The following is an 18,595-nucleotide window of genomic DNA, read 5'->3' as shown; positions in this document are numbered from 1 at the left end:
TGTGCAATAGTTTTCTTCCTTATAATGACCCTGTGGACAGGATTTTGTACAGCAAGCGGAATTGCTCATGACTTGCAGCCTGTTGCTGCAAACGGGGCATCTGTCTTCAAGTAATGATTTTAATATGGTCAGCATACGTTATTCCCCATTTCTTATAAGTTTACTTGGTATTATTATAACCTGTATGATGTGCTTCGTATACTGTTTTTATTGAAGCCAGTACTTGAACGGAAAGGGAGATACCTTTGGAATATTTACTTTTCATCGTCATGATTATACTTGGATTGGTAGGCTCTTTTTTTTCAGGGCTGTTAGGGATCGGCGGAGCCATTATCAACTATCCGCTGTTGATGTACGTACCGTCTATGCTTGGTGTTGCCCACTTTTCGCCGCATGAGGTGTCTTCCATCAGCATGTTTCAGGTTTTTTTCGCCTCGTTGACTGGTGTTTTGGCGTTTCGAAAGAAAAGTAAAAATGGGTCATCGATCGTGCATAAGGGGTTAGTGTCCTATATGGGCAGCAGTATTCTTGCGGGCAGTCTCATCGGCGGTTTTGTCTCCAGCATGATTAACGAGGGCATTATTAACCTGCTTTATGGCATTCTTGCGGTTTTGGCTGTCATTCTCATGCTGATTCCCCGCAGAGGCACAGAAGAACAGGTGCAAGAACTGCGCTTTAACAAGTGGATTGCCGTAGGATCTGCTTTTGTGGTAGGGATCGTATCTGGGATCGTAGGTGCTGGAGGAGCGTTTATCCTTATCCCGATTATGCTGACAGTTCTTAGGATTCCGACGCGTACAACCATCGCTTCTTCACTGGCTATCGTATTTATATCTGCGATTGGCGGAGTCCTCGGTAAAATTAGCGGCGGTGCAATCCCCCTCTTGCCGACCGTATTTACTGTCATCGGAAGCGTGATTGGTGCGCCGCTTGGCTCCAAAGTAAGTTCTAAAATCAATGTTAAGGTGCTTAGATACGGCTTGGTTGTGCTGATTGCCCTTACAGCTATAAAGGTTTGGTCCTCCATTCTTTAAGATATAGCAGAAAGAGTTACATCAACATTTCACATATAATACCTATAGGGGTATTGGTACAAAACGAAAAGGAGTTTAAATACGATGGCAGAAAAATCAACGATCGTCCTTTTCAGCGGCGATTTGGATAAAGTAATTGCAGCGTTTATTATTGCAAATGGTGCGGCAGCAGATGATCATGAAGTGACGATCTTCTTTACCTTTTGGGGATTAAACACACTTCGTAAAGACGAGATTGTGAAGACGAATAAAGGCTTGCTTGAAAAAGCTTTCGGCTGGATGATGCCACGAGGCGCAAAGAGGCTCGGACTGTCAAAGATGAATTACGCTGGGCTTGGCCCACAAATGATCAAGCATGTCATGAAGAAGAACAATGCACTGTCCTTGCCGCAGCTCATCGAGCTTGCGCAGGAGCAGGGAGTGAAACTCGTAGCGTGCACTATGACTATGGATCTCCTTGGCTTGAAACAGGAGGAATTGATCGATGGTTTGGAATATGCAGGTGTGGCTGCTTACCTGGGAGACGCGTCGAACGGTAAGGTGAATCTGTTTATTTAAGAAGTGTATGAGTTTAATTCTTTACTCTATATTATACCTATATCGGTATGTTAGAGAGGAGCAGACTAAAATGGAATACAATTATCGGAATTGATGAAAACACGCCTTCGCCGAATTGAAGGACAAATTCGAGGCGTGTTACGGCTAATGGAGGAAGGGAAGTCCTGCAAGAAAGTGGTTCCACAGTTGTCCACCGTACGTAACGCTTCCGATAAAGCCATTGCCCAGATCGTGGCGGAAAATCTGCAGCAGTGTATCCTGACTGAGCAAGCCGCCGGTAAAGACACGACTATTTCCATTGGGGGATAGTCCCTCTTTAGCTTTTTAACAACAAGGAGCAAGTTTCTTTGACTTCATTACCTATGGAGAAAATCATTTAAACTCCTCAATCTTTTCACTTGCAAATTATACAAGTCCTATAAATTACCTGAATACAGAACTCGTGTTTGGCATTATAATAATCAAGAACGCATGTTCGTATATACGTAATCGGTTTTGGAGGGTACAGCATGACTAAAACAACTGAGCGGACAATTCTTTTGGCGGATTGTCAGAGTTTTTATGCGAGTGTAGAAAAAGCTTCTTACCCAGAGTACAAAAATAAACCGCTTGCGGTAGCAGGCGATCCTGCACGCAGGTCTGGAATTATTTTAGCAGCATGCCCTATGGCCAAAAGTTTCGGGGTGTCTACAGCAGACCGGCTCGGTGAAGCCCTCAACAAATGTCCTGAGCTTGTGATCGTCCGTCCCCGTATGAAACATTATATTGATGTCTCTTTAGCAATTACGGATATATACAAGGAATACACCGATCTAGTAGAGGTGTTTAGTATCGATGAGCAGTTTCTGGACATTTCGGGTAGTTTTAAAATTTTTGGAGATTCTTTAACCGTTGCAAGAGAAATTCAAAAGAAGGTTCTTTTACAAACCGGAGTTTGGGTACGAATAGGAATCAGTTCCAATAAGGTTCTTGCCAAAAGCGCAACTGATATTTGGGCTAAAAAAATTAAAAGCGGTATATTCACGTTGCCCAAGACAGAATTAGAGCAGCTACTCTGGCCACAGCCAGTTAATAAAATGTTTGGGGTAGGTTCGCGGATGTCGTCCCATTTTGAGCGGCTTGGTATGACGACCATTGGTGATATCGCTAGAACGTCTCTACCAGACCTTAAGTCTAAATTCCGCGTTCGTTTTGGAAAACAGTCGGATATACAGGCGGAGGTCATGTGGAAAACAGCCAATGGTCTAGATGAGAGTCCTGTAGCTCCGTATACCCTCAGTTCTCCACAAAAGTCGGTAAGCCATATGATGACCCTACCCCAAGATTATTTGGAACCAAATGAAGTAGAGACCATCCTGCTTGAACTCTCGGAAGAAGTTTGTCGAGACAGTCGTCGTAAGGGGTACATGGGCTCTGTCGTGACCGTTAGTTGTACATGCAGTCCATATGAGGCTCCCACCGGATTTTCCAGGCAAATAAAGCTAACAGATCCGACTAACAATACGAATAAAGTGTACAACGCAGCAAAAAAAATATTTTATAATTTTTGGAACGGTATGCCGATACGACGCTTAGGTGTCACTTTAAGTGGGTTGGTTGACGACCAAACTTATCAACTTTCCTTCTTTGAGGATCATGAGCGTATCCGCTCCTTGGAAGAAGCAACAGATAAAATTAAAGAACGCTATGGTAGCGAAGCTATCATAAGAGCGTCCTCTTTGACCCAAGCTGGTCAGGCACTAGAGAGATCCCTAAAAATCGGGGGGCATTATAAATAAACAGGTATTAAAACTAATACATCCAGTAAATTCGATCTTTCACTATTAGTACAGTGTAAATTCCTGATTATTGGAACCAAGCTATCCGTTAGTTCAATAAAAAGGGTGCTTCCGCACCTTTGCTTGGGTCACGTCCTCATCATTATATTCCATTTAAATTATTAATTAAAGAACATACGCGGGTAGCATGTAGTGCTCTAAAAGAAGCCTTATCTTAGTCTAAGCAATAAGAAATACTTGGACATCTACAACTAAATTTTTAATCTAAAACTTTTTTCGAAAGCAATAAACAAAGAAATTGAATAATGTACATTACTTTAGTCGTTAAATATCTTGTTCCTACAGGATTTTATAATTATGTACAAGATATTTTGTGTGTCTTAGCGCCGTTTTAGCCAGCATTTTGTTGGAGCTGATGCCAATTCGAATCCATACTCCTGTTTGTGCCAGTACCTTTTGCTGAATTTCACTTGCAATACTCACCGGATCTCCGAACAGAGAGAGACTTCCGCTCATATCCAGAAACTGTTCATCAATGCTGAAAACTTCAACCAAATCCGTATATTCATTATAGATTTCTGTTATTTTTAATGAGACATCGATATAATGCTGCATACGCGGGCGTACAATGATAAGGTCAGGACATTTTTTCACCGCTTCTCCCAGACGTTCTGCTGTAGATATACCGTATTTTTTGGCCAGCGGACATGCAGCTAAAATAATGCCTGAACGAAGTGCAGGGTCACCGGCCACAACGAGTGGCTTATGTTGGTATTTGGGATCATCTGCTTTTTCGATGCTGGTATAAAAACTTTGGCAGTCCGATAAGAATATGGTTCTATTTCTGCGTTCCTTCAAAAATTCGACCTCCTCTCCTGATAGGTGTTGATCATCCTACCAAAATATTCTTGAATGTATACTCTTATAGTAGTATTATATACGGAACAAGTGTTCCTAATACAAATGTATTTTTTGGAATGTTAGAGTTTACGTAAAACCTAACATGGCGTATCATAATATCTTGAGCAAAAACAAGTGGAAATGAATGAATATTGAGGGGAGAAAACCATTTTTATGAACCCAAAACGTCGACCATCATCTCAAAAACGCAGTAGGTGGCGTATTTTTGGCAGAGTTTTGCTAATTAATATCAAGTGGTTCTCGTTTGCGGGTGTACTTGGATTGCTATTTGCTGGAGGTCTTATATCCGGCTATGTAGCGGCACTGGTTCATGATGAACCTGTACGATCACGTCAGTTGATATATGAAAAGGTAAATGAGAACGCTCTGACCAGCTTTGTGTTTTTTAATGATCAGGTAACTCCGGTTGGAAGAATGCGCATGGAGGAGGATCGACAGCTCGTTGATCTGAAGGATGTCCCTCAGTCGATTGTGGACGCCCTCATTTCAACGGAAGACAGCCAATTTTATGAGCACCGTGGTGTGGATTTAAAGGGAACAGCTCGTGCCGTTAAGCAGAAGCTTTTGAATGAAAACCGCCAAACAGGCGGCAGCACACTGACGCAGCAGGTAGCCCGAAGGGTTTTTCTCAGTCTGGATAAGACGGACAGCCGCAAGGTGAAGGAAATGCTGCTAGCATTGCGTATGGAACGGTTTATGGGCAAGGATAAAATATTAACGGCTTACTTAAACAAAATGCCTTTTGGTAATGGTTCCGCTGGTTACAATTTATATGGAATCAAGTCTGCTTCGTTAGGAATTTTCAATGTAAGTGATCTACATAAGCTTCATATTGCTCAGGCCGCTTATTTGGCAGGTCTCCCGCAACTGCCATCTGTTTATTCCGCTTTTGATGGTAAAGGGAACTTTGATGAAGAAGGCTTCAATAAAGCGATGGAGCGTCAGCGTGTCGTGTTGGGAAGAATGCTGGCAACAGGTAAACTTACGCTATCCGAATATAATGAGGCGCTTCAATTTGATGTGAAAGCCACTCTTGCGCCACATCGCGAAAAAAGTTATAACACATTCCCTTATTTGATGCTGGAGACAGAGCGGGAAGCCGCTCAATTGTTAGCGCTCCAGCAAAATCCGGATATCACGCCAGCCGAAATTTCCAAGCCTGAGCATGCCGAGCTTCTTCAAAATACGCGAGAAGAGTTGCAAAGGTCCGGATATCGAATTTATACAACGATAAATAAGAAAATTTATAATAATATGCGGCAGATTGCAGCCAATCCACAAAACTTTTCTCCGTACAGTAAGAAGAAGGGATTAGAGCAGATTGCAGCAATCATGATTGATCATAAAACAGGGGCTATACTTGGTATGATCGAGGGCAGAGATTTTAATACCGAGCAAATGAACTATGCAACTCAAATGACACGTCAGCCCGGTTCTGCCATGAAGCCTATTGCTGCTTATTTACCTGCTTTGGAAAAGGGCTACACTCAGCCAGCCGGTCTTATTGATGATTCACAAATCATATTGAAAGACGGACGTAAAGGTTATCATATTCCTAAAAATTATAACAGACGGTACGAGGGGCTTATGACAGCCCGTGAAGCACTCAATCGGTCAATCAACATCCCTGCGCTGAGGCTGTTTCTATATGAAGTTAAAATTTCTAACGCTTGGAATTTTGTGCGTTCTCTTGGAATTACGACGATTCAGCCGCAGGATGAACATGCTCAGACAGGGGTTTTGGGTGGACTAAGTAAAGGGGTATCCGTCGAGGAACTGACCGCAGCATATGGAACGATTCCCAATATGGGTGTATATAATGCACCTCATCTGATCAGCAAAATTACGGATGCCAACGGGAAGATCGTATATGAATTTAAACCGCAGACGAGACGTGTATATTCGCAGCAAACCGCATTTTTGATGACGGATATGCTCAAAACGGTTATATCAGATCCGAGGGGAACTGGCAAACGTCTGCAAAATGCTTTTAAAAGCTATGGTGACATTGATATCGCCGGTAAAACCGGTACGACACAAAACTTTGGTGATGTGTGGTTTATGGGCTACACACCTGACGTTACACTAGGCGTCTGGGCTGGTTACCGCCAACAGGTTAATACATTATCTCAAGAAGGTCATTCCAGAGCACAGTCAGTGTGGGCACTGATCATGAATGAGGCGATCAAGGAGCAGCCTGAGCTTTTTAAGAATAAGCACTTTATACAGCCGGAAGGTGTTGTAAGAGTTACGGTTTCTAGCCTTACAGGTAAGCTACCAGGGCGTTATTCCCGTCAATCGGGTCAACTCGTGACTGACTGGTTTAATCAAAAATATGTGCCTACCGAGGTTGGAAGAGAACAGCTTCCGCGTTCTGCTAGACCAGTGGTCCCATCCAAACCAGATATCAAGGAAAAAGCAGTCCCAGAGGTTGAGGTCCCTGCAATAGATCAAGAGAAAATTCCACCAGAGGAAACGGATCCTGCTGTTCCTGACGCAGACACAGAGGTAGATATGCCTGATGAGAACAACGATGTGCCATCAACAGATACTTCGCAACCTTCTGTTGAAAATGAACAGGAGACTCCTTCTGAATCGGAAAGCCAGAGTGAGACTCCAAAAAACCAATCTGACGAAGTTACTTATCCAGAAATAATATCTGATCAACCCAAAAACTAAACGACAGGAACGGTTTAGTTTAAAATGCCGTTCCCAACAATGTCTACAGTGACCTGCGGATGAAAACGAACATTGGGGTATTCTTCATTCCAATCTACACCTTTCTATACTGCTGGATGATGAGCGATCAACTGTCTGCTTACGCCAAAGGCATCACATCCATTTTCCTGATTGCTTTGAGGATCATCTACAGCCTCTAGCTTTTGCGACAACACGCCTTCAGGAGTGAGATCATAAACCGATGCATTTGCCAATCGGGCATCCTTCAAATTGTCCTGATCCCAGCAGCCTGTTATAAACATGAGTAGAGTCAGCATTCCAAGCGCTCTGCTCTTTTTTTTATGTTTCAGGTCCCTCCTTTTTTTTGAAGAGATAGGATAGAATCAGCAGCAGAAAAAGGGAACACAATTAGGAAAAAATAAGCAAAATTGTTGGCTGTGAAACCAATTCCCAGTTATTATTTGATGGTATGCGCCAGCTCTAATGGCAAAATAGCACGGGAGCTATTAGAGTAGTTGGGCTACCATCAGCCAAAATCGCAATCCGTCCCTCCATTAGATTGGCGGTCACACGATCCGGTCGTTCCGTCTGAGCTATTGAGGGAAGAGAATAAGGATTGTCCTCCTTAAATTTTTGAATAAAAACGGGAGGGAGCACCAAATCGGAGGAGATCGCTTTAATTCTCGTTTTCACTGCTTTCACCAGCTCAGGATTATCCAAGTCTTGAACATAGACAATAACGATTTTAGTTCGGGTTTTAGATCCCACATAAAGTAGCGTACAACCAGTGACGGGGTGACAATTTGTTTGCGAATCAGATTCAGATTGATGGATAACTGCTCAAACATTTCTGCTTAATTCAACGGAAGCTGCGTCATGTCCAGCCAAGAGAGCACCTCCTTTTGGATGAGATAGGCATAATGTGTGCCAAATGGACTGAGTTTATCCATGATCTGGTGACTTATCCATTCTTGAATCACCAGATTACAAGGAGGCTTAATCTTGCGTCGGATCAATTCCTAGATAGTGTCCCAGTTTCCGCCGGACCTCGCTGCGAGCAAAGGATGAAAGCATGAAAAATCGCCTTTGATAGCCACGGCATACATACAAAACCTCTACGCCTTCATGATTTCGGATTTCGCTGTAAATTTTAATTCCTAGTGTTTTCATTCGCGCTTTTGTCTCTGCTAATTGAACAGCTACGCGCTGTTGTACTCCAGTCAGGCTACGAACATACAAATCGGGCATTTTTAGAGGAGAGGTATTTATAATACGAATGTCTCGTTCCAGCACATCCAGAACAAGAGTTAAAAGTACACACATCTTGACCAGCCCTGTGTCTTCTTCAGAAGGTAAAGGAGCTTTGCTCTTGTGGTTCAGTATCTTTTGGCTTGGCATAAAAATCTCCTTTACTCCGAGTAAGAATACAATATATAATCAGTATATAGAACGTATGTTCTATTTATACCTCATCATAGGAATTTTTCCATGGCTAAAGCAATCATCAATTATTGGAAAAGTGATGGGGAGCGATACCCATGTGCCATTATGTAAAGAATCTTACGTTTATCGCCAATGACAGTCAAACAGAGTTTATGTTAAGCTAATGGATAAAAACTTACATAAAAGGGGAGATCGTTCTGACTGCGGTCAGCCTTTACTATTTAACTTAAGAAAGTGGAGAAAGAAGGTATACATATTGTCACGTTCGTTATATGCAGCTTTATTACTGTTGAGCCTCATTTGGGGCGGTTCGTTTATGTTTATCAAGGTGTTGTTGCTACATCAGGTAGGGCCGTGGACTATTGTATTTCTCAGGTCCAGCTTTGGGCTTATTTTTATTGTCTTGTTAATGATACTTATGCGCAGGCCGTTTAAAATCAAAAGCATTCCGTGGAAATCGGTTACTCTGGTAGCTTCGGTCAACATGGTCTTGCCATGGACATTGATCGGTTTTAGCGAGACCAGAATAGCTAGCAGCATGGCTTCTGTATTGAATGCTACCACGCCCATATGGACCATGTTGGTGGGGCTTGTTTTTTTCGGAGCTATTTTTCATCGAATGCAGTGGTTAGGAATGGGTCTCGCTTTTGTAGGAATTATTATTTTATTGGGTATTAATCCTGCATCTATTATTTCTGTTGATCCTGTGGGTTTTGGGTGTATGCTGCTTGCGACTCTTTGCTACGGATTTGGAACACAGCTCTCCAAACGTTTTCTTTCCAATCTTTCCATGTATCAGGCTACCTTTGCGACACTGCTTGGTGCGGCGGTAGGGGGTGGCATTATGATGGCAATGGTGGAGAGACCTGATTTGTCGATTGTTTCTGATTCAGGTGTATTGGGTTCTCTTATAGGACTGGGAGTTTTGGGATCAGGAGTAGCATATATTTTGTTCAACTACATGATTTTGCGGGGGAGTGCGGAATTTGCTTCTTCGGTGACGTATTTTGTACCAGTAAGTGCCATTGTATGGGGCTTTTTGCTCTTGAATGAACATATCGGCTGGAACGTTCTAACCGGGCTGGTCCTTATACTTGGAGGAGTGTTTATGGCCAATCAGCGTAGAACCGCCAAATTAAGTGGATAATAATCTAAACAAAAATAAAATACGATTTGGGTTATATTAAATGTACATTCGCCAAACCTTCGGTATAATGCGTTAATTCACACATACAATAAAGCATGCTCACACATAAAATAAAATATGGTGCAGCAAAAAAGCAAGCTGTTTAGCAGGTGACAAGGTGTGGTATAATAAATTATAGAATTATATGTACCACAGAAATGTCGGAGTTTTATTCCACAAAAGAAAGGATCAGGATACCATGTGTCCCCGAAGGATACTTCCCCAAAGGACGATTTGGAAACGATTTGATCTGTCTTATACTTAGCTTTTCCGCGGAGTAACGTCAAGTTGCGAAAGCCAACTCTGCGGAAGAGGGGATTGTACATGCGAAGGACCAAGTCCTCCAGGCACATCTTACCTGGTAGTTTCCGTAAGAGTGGGTTCATCCACATCAAACTTACGAGAAACCGAGGGAGCCTGTATGAGGAAAACTTACGAATCTATCGTGAACAATGGAGCATTGAGACAGATTGCTGTCATGTTGCTCGGAACATGCATTTTAGCTTTTACGTACTATCACATTAATGCCCAAAATCATTTGTCAGAAGGCGGATTTGCAGGCTTGGCCCTGCTGGGACATTACGCGTTTGGCATATCTCCAGCATGGAGTATGTTGCTGCTTGATATTCCCGTCATATTGCTGGCATGGGTACTGAAGGGCAAAAGATTTATGCTGCTTGCGTTAATCGGAGCCGTCGCTTTTTCACTGTTTTATGCAGGATTTGAGAAGTATTCGACTCTGGTTATAGATCTACATGGAAATCTGCTGATAGCTGCTCTACTTTGTGGGGTGCTTACAGGTTTGGGAGCCGGAATCGTACTGCGATTCGGTGGAGCAACCGGGGGCGATGATATCTTATCTCTGCTGATCAGTGAGTGGCGCGGGTGGAAAATCGGCAACGTGTTTATTGTCAGTGACATCATCGTACTGGGATTATCACTATTGTATCTGCCTATGAAGGAAACAATGTTTACAATACTGGCTGTGTGGCTTGCCGGAAAAATAATTACATGGACGACCACGTTCCAACTGCACCGACCTGTGAAAAAGGTACTGCCAGCGGCTATTCCCGCTAAAAAGGTAGTTGCCAAAACAGTGCCGGTCGTCCACAGCCTTCGTCAATAAGGAAAGGGTGTTACGTTAGGAGAGAAATCTTCTTACGTAACACCCTTTCGCTGTATTCAGCTTCTATCAGGAAGGTTTTAAAGTAGACTGAATGCGTCCGTTTTATATTTTTTCTACTGTTTCTCATCTTGCTCGGCTGGATGATTATCGTTCCATTCCTCGGCTTGGGAAGTGGCAATCGCAATCGAGCGACCTTCTTCATAGCCGTCACGGAGTAGAGCGTTAGCAATATCAACGGCTTTTTCTCGCACACGAGGTTCCAGGTTTTTCATGGATGGAGGGTAATCATGTTTGTTCCAAGGCATAGTTGCACACTCCTTATAGCAGATGATGTACTATGTATTACCCGTTGTAGGATTAAACAAACGGAAATCAAAGAAATGAATATATTGTAAAATGTATCTTGAGAAAAAGCGTATAATGGTGTGCAGAATACCAGAAAAAGGAGTGAAGCATTTGCTTACCTGGGGTTTTGTTTTTTTGCTGACTATCATCATTCATACTACAGATAGCTTGTCCTATGCTCTGCGGCTTGGTGGTTTGCGAGCGCGTCGGATTGGATTAGCGTTAACCGTTGCGGGAATGCTGCTGTTGGTTTCACGCACCTCTAACATGGCGCAGGGGCCTTTACTCGGAGGGATGGTCGATCAGGCTAAAGCTGCAGCACAAGTGGGCGGAACGGATATTAGACTGGAACTATATATGCATGGGGTACTGCTGGCAGCAACCGTTGGAACCATACTTGCTATATTACTGTATCCAACAGTGGTACGCATGTCAGCCAGATGGATTGTGCATTTGGAGCATACCGGATCTATTCCGGCTTTGGTGCGTCATTTAATGCTGCGAAGTCGCTGGAAACATGCAGGCTACTACATAAAACGTCCCACCTGGTCTATGTCTTACTTCATTGATTAGCGGAGCGATACCCAAACGTCTAATTATTCTGAATATAACCGTTACTGCGATTTATACAACAGGAGTAGTATCTGCTTTATACGCTTCATTCCTGTGGCCTGCACAAGGTACAGCAATGTCAATGTCGTCAGGTCTAATCAATGGCGTCGCAACGGTATTACTGACCTTGTTAATTGATCCTAGATTGGCGGTTCTGTCGGAGAAAACGCTACGAGGGGAGCTACCCTTAACTCGGATGAACAGCATGTACGGCTGGATGATCATCTCGCGTTTGGCAGGTACTTTATTAGCTCAGCTATTGCTAGTACCCCTAGCCATTTGGCTTGGATGGGTAATGAGTTAAATTGCTAGCTTCGTAATGATGTGCGGCCATATCCCAAAAAAGGCTGGCCCGTGATCATCAATTAAAGATAGATCGCGGGTCAGCCTCAATGATACTATGGCCACTTACTTTTCAAATAATGACTTATATGCTCCGTATCCTTCACGCTCCAAATCTTCTTGAGGCACAAAGCGGAGCGCGGCAGAATTGATGCAATAACGCAAACCATCTGGACCTGGACCATCATCGAATACATGCCCTAAATGGGAGTCAGCTTCACGACTTCGCACCTCGGTACGGATCATAAAATGGCTGAGATCGGTTTTTTCTTTGACATTGTAGCTGCGCAACGGACGGGTAAAGCTGGGCCAACCGCAACCTGCATCATATTTGTCCAATGAACTGAACAAGGGCTCTCCTGATACGATATCCACGTAAATGCCTTCACCCTCATGATCCCAAAACTCATTTTGAAAAGGGCGCTCGGTCGCGTTTTTTTGTGTTACTTCGTATTGAATAGGCGTCAGCCGATCTTTAAGGTCGGATTTATCAATCTTGCCGGACCAATTTTGCTCGATAAAATCTTCACGTCCCGAACCTTTGCGGTAGCGTTTGTAATGAGCGGGGTTTTTCTTATGATAGTCCTGATGATATTCTTCTGCTTCATAAAAAGTGGCCGCAGGCAGAATAGGTGTAGCAATCGGCTTGTCGAAGCGGCCACTTTGAGCCAAAGCTTCTTTAGAAGCTTCTGCCTTGATTCGTTGCTCTTCATTATGATAGAAAATAACCGTTTGGTAGGATGAACCTCTATCGTGAAACTGTCCACCTTCATCCGTCGGATCAATCTGCTGCCAGAATAGTTCCAACAGTTTTTCATACGGGAAAACTTGTGGATCAAATGTAATCTGTACGGCTTCCACATGCCCCGTTGTTTCAGAACACACCTCTTCATAGGTAGGATTTTCGGTATGTCCCCCTGTGTATCCAGATCTAACCTTCAAAATACCGGGTAATTCCTCAAAAGGGGAAACCATACACCAGAAGCAGCCACCTGCAAAAGTTGCTTTTTCTACCATGTGTGGATTGTTGGTGCTCATATTTATCACTCCAATCTGAGAATGTTTAATTAGTTGTTATTTAAATAGCTTACAATTAAATTATATACGAGATTTTTGCAAAATCCAACGAAACGTCAGAAACCAAACGGCAGTGTAACTGGCTCTGCCCTCAAAAATCGTAATGAAACATCCTACAGAGACGGTGGCAAACTATCGCATTTATATTCTATTGGTGCGTTGAAGCCTTTTTCGGTAGAGTATAAAGCCGCCGCCCACAAGTGCAGTATATAGCACCAAAATGAGCAAACCGGTGATTGGGTGTTCTGCAAAGGTGCCGCCAGCATAAGCATACACCGCAATTGCGGGAAGCTTGCCAATAGCTGTACCTAGGATAAAGCTCCAGAACGGAAACCCCGCTACTCCAGCGTATACATTTACCGCTGCCTGGGGGATGACCGGAATCAGGCGAACCAGCAGAACAGCAGCAAAAGGCTCCCTTTCCATGACCCGATTGAAGCGCTCCAATGCGGGAACCCGCTTCAAATAGGCTCGTCCTTTGTCACGGAACAGGGTACGTACTGCAACGAAAACGACCAGTGCAGCCATGGTAGTGCCTAGCCAGCAAATCAGAGCACCTTGCCAAGGGCCTGCGGCATAAGCAATAGAAGCGATAATCAGCTTGTAAGGCACAAACGGTATTAACGCGAATAAAAATGCGAGCAGTAGCAGAACTGGAAAGGAGGTTTGCTTGTCCGCCCAGGCGAGCCAATCATATCTGTAGATAAACGCGATGCAAAGCAACGAAACATAAGCAGCGGCGAGTAGCCATTTTTTCATTTACATACCTCTTTCAATATCCCTGTTCGGCTTATCGCTTATACAGAAAAAAATAGGGTTCACATTCCTAATAATGTGTGCTATACTGCCACTAATAGAATAGTTCCCAAAGGGGAGTAGCTCAACGAGTAAAGTCGTCATTACGGGATTTTTAATCCCCGGCTTTATTGGCAACGTAATGTTGTAAGCGAGACCTTTGCCAGGATTTTAGGAATCCGGGTAAATGGTCTTTTTTTGATGCCAAATTTGGGTCAGCGCCGTTTCCGGATTCCGTGAAATGGCGCTTTTTTAGTATAAAGCGCTGAACTATGTACAGTATAACAAATAAATAAAAAAAAGGTGGGAGAAACGTATGGATTTGTTGTCAATTGAGTTTTTAACCGCATTAGTATCCATCATTATCATTGATCTGGTGCTAGCTGGTGACAATGCAATCGTAATCGGTTTGGCGGCTCGCAATGTTGATAAGGCCAATCAAAAGAAGGTCATTATTTGGGGGACGGTCGGAGCGGTCATCATTCGTGTGATTGCTACGGTGCTGGTCACGTATTTATTGCAAATTTATGGATTGCGTTTGATTGGGGGACTCGCACTTATCTATATCGCCTATAAGCTACTAGTCGAAGAGAAGAAGCATGAAATTTCAGCCACGAATCAAATGTGGGCAGCGATCCGCACCATTATTATCGCGGATACGATGATGGGGCTCGACAATGTACTTGCTGTAGCGGGCGCAGCTCATGGAAATATGCTACTCGTTATATTGGGTCTTGCAATCTCTGTTCCAATCATGGTGTGGGGAAGTACGATTATCTTGAAGCTGACAGAACGTTACCCAGTAGTTATTACGATTGGGGCTGCTGTACTTGCTTATACTGCCGCCAAAATGGTGGTGGCGGAACCGTTGATTTCACACTGGTTTATGAACGGGGTCGTTAAATACGGCTTTGAGGTTCTGGTTGTGGTTCTGGTTGTAGCCATTGGGATGCGTGTTAAGAAAATCAAAAGTGAAAAAACAAGAAAGCAAGTGCAGCACGCCTAAGCTAACTTACATTGAGGTAAACTTAGCTGAAGCTGAATGTTCATGCCATAGAGGCTGTTCCGTTATTGTCCAACTGGACCCGGAGCAGTCTCTTTTCTTTACTTGTCAGCAGACTTCCATGTAAACTAGACAACAGATGAATGAGTGATTAGAGGTGGGAATGATATGGACAAGCAAACGAAGACAAGGGTAGCCATTGCGGGACTGGGTGGTATTGCTCGTAAAGTATATTTGCCGTTACTGGCTGCACACCAAGGTGTAGACATTGTAGGTGTCATGAACCGTTCACAGGAGCCGGTAAGTTCCGTCATGGAGCAATATAGGTTGCCTAGAGGAACGACAGATGTGAAGGAGATGCTAGCATGGGAACCGGAAGCTGTATTTATACATGCCGCGACCGAAGCTCATTTTGATCTGGTTATGGCGTGTATTGAAAAAGGGATTGCCGTGTATGTGGATAAACCGTTGTCCTATGATGTTCGTCAGAATCTGGAGATGACCGCTTTTGCGGAAGCGCAGGCCGTGCTGCTGGCGGTGGGATTTAATCGGCGTTTTGCCCCGCATTATGTTGCTGCTAAGGCTTGGTTAGAGGAAGCGGGTGGATTCAGTCAATGTGCGGCTATTAAACATCGTACTGGATATGATCGAAGACCGGCGGCACAGACGGTTTATGATGATTTAATTCATATGCTTGACTTGCTATTGTGGCTGGGTGGCGATGATTATGAACTGCTGCATAGTAGTCTGAATACGACGAGTGAAGGATATATGGATGTTGCGTTCGGGACTGTACGTTTGGGAAATGCCACCGGAAGCTACAGTATGAGTAGACAGGCAGGAGCTGACATAGAGAAACTGGAGCTTCACGGGGCAGGACGGTCTGTTGAAGTAACAAATATGGAACAGGCTGTTTTTATGCAAAAAAATCATTCACCATTAACACAAGCTTTTGGAAGCTGGGATACGATTTTGGAAAGACGGGGATTCACCGGAGTCGTGAATCATTTTCTGGAGCATATTCATCGTCCGGAGGAGTGTGCTGTACGAGCTGGAAAAGTATTGGAAAGCCATATGCTGGCTGACGAACTGATCAACCGTTTGAGTGATTAATATGGAACGTCCGAACATGATCTTAACAGTCCAGACAGACATCAAGAATTAGGTTGAAGGAGAAATGAATGAATGGAAGAAGATAATCGTGGTAAACAGCTAGAAGAAGCCATCATCGAAAATTATAAGCAAGAAGAAGATATGATGATTCTTGTATTTGCGCAATGGTGTATCAATCACGGGTTGGAGCCAGAGGAATTATATCGTGTAGCGTATCCGCATCAGGATAGCAACGAGCGTCTGCTACGAGTACGCAAATTGACTGTATCGCGTGAAGAAGCGGGTGATATTCCGCTGGATACAGTATTAGGGGTACTATCCATGTTCGGAAATGAGGACTTGGCGATGGTCGTATCCGAGGCGGCTGCCAGCCTTCCGTCGGAACGGAAATAGGGCTAGCCAGAATAAAGGATATACTGTTATCATTTATGGCATCATGGAGTCACTATATTTACTTAAGACATTGTTGATGGGGAGGTAAGCTGACGATGGAAGATATACCAGTGCCAAGCACCTGCAAAGGTTGTGAAAGAGATATCTCGATATCGGAAGAGCAAATTACCAGAATTCTAACCAACATGAGACCCAAAATGGAATGTGTAAATGATGAAGTGTACGAAGCCAGACTGTTGGCCTGCTCACAATGTGAAGAGTTAATGTCCGGACATACGTGTGGTATCAGCGGAAGTATTGTTCGTGTACGTGCTTTGGCGGCAGCTCAAAATTGTCCCAGTTACCATGGTTCACGGTGGATAGGAACAGCCTAAAAGATACAATGCTCAGGCTCGGCTGAACCTGGATTACGTGTTAAAGTAATCATACCTTGGTCTGCCTTAATGGCAGGCTTTTTGGTTTGATTGGATCTTTTCTTAAAGATTGACAAAAAGTAGACAATAAAATATATTAAACACGTGAAATATTTTTATTTAATTATTAATAACTATATTAATGTTCGCTAGATGTGATGATGCGTAAAAATTAAAACCGAAAGAAGCGCGGTGGAATGAGTGATATTTACACCAAAATGAAAGCGTAAACATTTATGCGGATGTTCCAACAATCTTAATATTTTGGGAGGGTTTGTTGTGAAGGGTTCTATTGTTGTTAATACCGATTGGAAACAAGGCATTATTAATAAAAACATTTATGGACAATTTGCTGAGCATCTTGGACGTTGCATTTATGAAGGCATATGGGTTGGAGAGGACTCACCGATTCCGAACACAAACGGAATTCGTAATGATGTGGTGGAAGCGCTGAAAAAGCTGAATATTCCTGTGCTGCGCTGGCCGGGAGGCTGTTTTGCCGATGAATATCATTGGAAAGATGGTATCGGACCCAAAGGAAATCGTAAGAGAATGGTAAATACGCATTGGGGCGGTGTGGTTGAAAATAATCATTTTGGCACACATGAGTTTTTTCAATTGTGCGAGCTGTTAGATGCAGAGCCTTATATTTGTGGAAATGTCGGCAGTGGTACAGTTCAGGAAATGTCGGAATGGGTAGAGTACATGACCTTTGATGGAGAGTCCCCTATGGCTGCATGGCGTCAGGAAAACGGTCGTGTGAAACCCTGGAAGCTCAAATATTTTGGAGTGGGTAACGAAAACTGGGGTTGTGGCGGTAACATGCGCCCAGAATATTATGCCGACCTGTATCGCCGCTATCAGACATATGTCCGTAACTATGGCGAGAACCGCATTTATCGGATTGCAGGTGGGGCGAATGTGGATGATTATCGTTGGACCGAAGTGTTGATGCGTGAAGCTGGGCATCTTATGGACGGTTTGAGCCTGCATAACTATACGATCCCGGGAAACTGGGAAGGGAAACGGCAAGCAGTCGGTTTTGATGAAGCGGAATGGTTCGAGACGATGAAAAAATCATTGCATATGGATGAATTGATTACTCGTCATTCAGCCATTATGGACCAATATGATCCTGACAAAAGGGTCGGACTGATCGTCGATGAATGGGGAACCTGGTTCCTGACTGAGCCGGGAACCAATCCGGGCTTCCTGTATCAGCAAAATACGATGCGTGATGCGCTGGTAGCTGGGCTGCACCTACACATTTTCCATAATCACCATGACCGAGTACAGATGACGAATATTGCCCAAATGGTAAATGTTTTACAAGCAATGGTTCTGACCGAAGGTCCTGCTATGCTGTTGACGCCGACATACCATATATTTGAAATGTTTAAGGTACATCAGGATGCGCAAGCACTGGCTGTTCATGTAAAGGTAGGCGATTATGAATATGACGGGGATTCCATCCCACAAGTAAGCGTGTCTGCCTCCATAGCGCAGGATGACAATATTCATATCAGCTTTTGCAACGTCCATCCGGGCGAGTCGGCAAACTTGAATTTGGAGCTAAGAGGACTCAAAGAGATTAAAAAGATCAGCGGTGTTGTCCTTGCCAGCGACGATATGCAGGCACATAATACGTTTGATCAGCCAGAGCGTGTGAAAAAGGAAGCTTTCACAACCTATCAGCTGCAAGGTCAGCATTTGGATGTTACACTGCCACCAATGTCAGTAGTGATGCTGACAATTGCTCCGTAAAAAAGCTGGGTCA

General features: G+C 43.7%; 20 protein-coding genes and 2 pseudogenes. 14 read left to right on the top strand and 8 right to left on the bottom strand.

The genetic code is table 11. The annotated features are described in order from the left end of the window. Positions 1-269 precede the first annotated feature (269 nt). The 4 genes and pseudogenes from ACYCS5_RS01345 (at position 270) to ACYCS5_RS01330 (ending at position 3,370) form a co-directional block, all read left to right on the top strand. A complete protein-coding gene (locus ACYCS5_RS01345) occupies positions 270-1,034 on the top strand; it encodes a sulfite exporter TauE/SafE family protein (protein WP_459760680.1) in 765 nt (254 codons plus the stop codon). An 84-nt stretch (positions 1,035-1,118) separates the two neighbouring features. Then, positions 1,119-1,592 carry a DsrE/DsrF/DrsH-like family protein gene (locus tag ACYCS5_RS01340; RefSeq protein ID WP_459760679.1) on the top strand — a complete coding sequence of 158 codons (474 nt, stop codon included), beginning with the start codon at positions 1,119-1,121 and terminating at the stop codon, positions 1,590-1,592. Between the two features lie 70 nt (positions 1,593-1,662). After that, positions 1,663-1,901, top strand: a pseudogene (locus ACYCS5_RS01335) (metal-sensing transcriptional repressor). Between the two features lie 200 nt (positions 1,902-2,101). Further along, positions 2,102-3,370: a DNA polymerase IV gene (locus tag ACYCS5_RS01330; protein WP_459760678.1), complete on the top strand. Its 1,269-nt coding sequence runs from the start codon at positions 2,102-2,104 to the stop codon at positions 3,368-3,370. A 384-nt stretch (positions 3,371-3,754) separates the two neighbouring features. On the opposite strand, the pseudogene ACYCS5_RS01325 reads toward ACYCS5_RS01330, so the two are convergent. Beyond that, a pseudogene (locus ACYCS5_RS01325) lies at positions 3,755-4,228 on the bottom strand (Y-family DNA polymerase); the annotation flags it as partial. A gap of 216 nt (positions 4,229-4,444) precedes the next feature. Between ACYCS5_RS01325 and ACYCS5_RS01320 the strand changes: the two are divergent. After that, the gene (locus ACYCS5_RS01320; protein WP_459760677.1) at positions 4,445-6,970 is read left to right on the top strand and encodes a transglycosylase domain-containing protein; all 2,526 of its coding nucleotides are present in this window, start codon (positions 4,445-4,447) and stop codon (positions 6,968-6,970) included. 104 nt (positions 6,971-7,074) lie between these two features. Here the strand turns inward: ACYCS5_RS01320 and ACYCS5_RS01315 are convergent, their stop codons facing one another. From ACYCS5_RS01315 to ACYCS5_RS01300, 4 genes are all read right to left on the bottom strand, one after another. Beyond that, entirely contained in the window at positions 7,075-7,272 is a 198-nt protein-coding gene (locus ACYCS5_RS01315; RefSeq protein WP_459760676.1) for a hypothetical protein, read from the bottom strand. A gap of 178 nt (positions 7,273-7,450) precedes the next feature. Beyond that, positions 7,451-7,738: a spore germination protein gene (locus ACYCS5_RS01310; protein ID WP_230585027.1), complete on the bottom strand. Its 288-nt coding sequence runs from the start codon at positions 7,736-7,738 to the stop codon at positions 7,451-7,453. Continuing rightward, positions 7,669-7,818: a hypothetical protein gene (locus ACYCS5_RS01305; RefSeq protein ID WP_459761363.1), complete on the bottom strand. Its 150-nt coding sequence runs from the start codon at positions 7,816-7,818 to the stop codon at positions 7,669-7,671. The genes ACYCS5_RS01310 and ACYCS5_RS01305 overlap by 70 nt, the downstream gene beginning before the upstream one ends. Before the next feature lie 148 nt (positions 7,819-7,966). Then, positions 7,967-8,368, bottom strand: a complete 402-nt coding sequence (locus ACYCS5_RS01300) for a hypothetical protein (protein ID WP_049816977.1) — start codon at positions 8,366-8,368, stop codon at positions 7,967-7,969. A 301-nt stretch (positions 8,369-8,669) separates the two neighbouring features. On the opposite strand from ACYCS5_RS01300, the gene ACYCS5_RS01295 reads away from it, so the two are divergent. Together ACYCS5_RS01295 and ACYCS5_RS01290 are read left to right on the top strand one after the other, a co-directional pair. Continuing rightward, positions 8,670-9,560: a DMT family transporter gene (locus ACYCS5_RS01295; protein ID WP_029517216.1), complete on the top strand. Its 891-nt coding sequence runs from the start codon at positions 8,670-8,672 to the stop codon at positions 9,558-9,560. A 460-nt stretch (positions 9,561-10,020) separates the two neighbouring features. After that, a complete protein-coding gene (locus ACYCS5_RS01290; protein ID WP_029517217.1) occupies positions 10,021-10,725 on the top strand; it encodes a YitT family protein in 705 nt (234 codons plus the stop codon). Positions 10,726-10,838: 113 nt separating this feature from the next. On the opposite strand, the gene ACYCS5_RS01285 is transcribed toward ACYCS5_RS01290, so the two are convergent. Then, positions 10,839-11,030, bottom strand: a complete 192-nt coding sequence (locus tag ACYCS5_RS01285) for a DUF2188 domain-containing protein (protein ID WP_029517218.1) — start codon at positions 11,028-11,030, stop codon at positions 10,839-10,841. Between the two features lie 151 nt (positions 11,031-11,181). Between ACYCS5_RS01285 and ACYCS5_RS01280 the strand changes: the two genes are divergently transcribed. After that, complete coding sequence (locus tag ACYCS5_RS01280) at positions 11,182-11,643, top strand: lipid II flippase family protein (RefSeq protein WP_459760675.1); 462 nt, start codon at positions 11,182-11,184, stop codon at positions 11,641-11,643. Continuing rightward, complete coding sequence (locus ACYCS5_RS01275; protein WP_459760674.1) at positions 11,636-11,986, top strand: lipid II flippase family protein; 351 nt, start codon at positions 11,636-11,638, stop codon at positions 11,984-11,986. The genes ACYCS5_RS01280 and ACYCS5_RS01275 overlap by 8 nt, the downstream gene beginning before the upstream one ends. 104 nt (positions 11,987-12,090) lie before the next feature. Here ACYCS5_RS01275 and msrA read toward each other — a convergent pair whose 3' ends face one another. Beyond that, positions 12,091-13,062, bottom strand: a complete 972-nt coding sequence (gene msrA, locus ACYCS5_RS01270; RefSeq protein WP_459760673.1) for a peptide-methionine (S)-S-oxide reductase MsrA — start codon at positions 13,060-13,062, stop codon at positions 12,091-12,093. Positions 13,063-13,242: 180 nt separating this feature from the next. Then, complete coding sequence (locus ACYCS5_RS01265) at positions 13,243-13,860, bottom strand: TVP38/TMEM64 family protein (RefSeq protein WP_459760672.1); 618 nt, start codon at positions 13,858-13,860, stop codon at positions 13,243-13,245. A 352-nt stretch (positions 13,861-14,212) separates the two neighbouring features. On the opposite strand from ACYCS5_RS01265, the gene ACYCS5_RS01260 reads away from it, so the two are divergent. From ACYCS5_RS01260 to ACYCS5_RS01240, 5 genes are all read left to right on the top strand, one after another. Then, positions 14,213-14,902, top strand: a complete 690-nt coding sequence (locus tag ACYCS5_RS01260) for a TerC family protein (protein ID WP_459760671.1) — start codon at positions 14,213-14,215, stop codon at positions 14,900-14,902. A gap of 165 nt (positions 14,903-15,067) precedes the next feature. Continuing rightward, complete coding sequence (locus tag ACYCS5_RS01255; protein WP_459760670.1) at positions 15,068-16,012, top strand: Gfo/Idh/MocA family protein; 945 nt, start codon at positions 15,068-15,070, stop codon at positions 16,010-16,012. Positions 16,013-16,084: 72 nt separating this feature from the next. Continuing rightward, entirely contained in the window at positions 16,085-16,405 is a 321-nt protein-coding gene (locus tag ACYCS5_RS01250) for a hypothetical protein (protein WP_013310862.1), read from the top strand. Between the two features lie 95 nt (positions 16,406-16,500). Continuing rightward, positions 16,501-16,779 carry a hypothetical protein gene (locus ACYCS5_RS01245; protein WP_029517224.1) on the top strand — a complete coding sequence of 93 codons (279 nt, stop codon included), beginning with the start codon at positions 16,501-16,503 and terminating at the stop codon, positions 16,777-16,779. Between the two features lie 318 nt (positions 16,780-17,097). Continuing rightward, the gene (locus ACYCS5_RS01240) at positions 17,098-18,582 is read left to right on the top strand and encodes an alpha-N-arabinofuranosidase (RefSeq protein ID WP_459760669.1); all 1,485 of its coding nucleotides are present in this window, start codon (positions 17,098-17,100) and stop codon (positions 18,580-18,582) included. Positions 18,583-18,595: the final 13 nt, after the last annotated feature.

The sequence above is a fragment of the Paenibacillus sp. SEL3 genome, assembly GCF_054602585.1.
The sequence above is the reverse complement of the archived record's forward strand: the minus strand, read 5'-3'. Positions and strand labels throughout refer to the sequence as shown.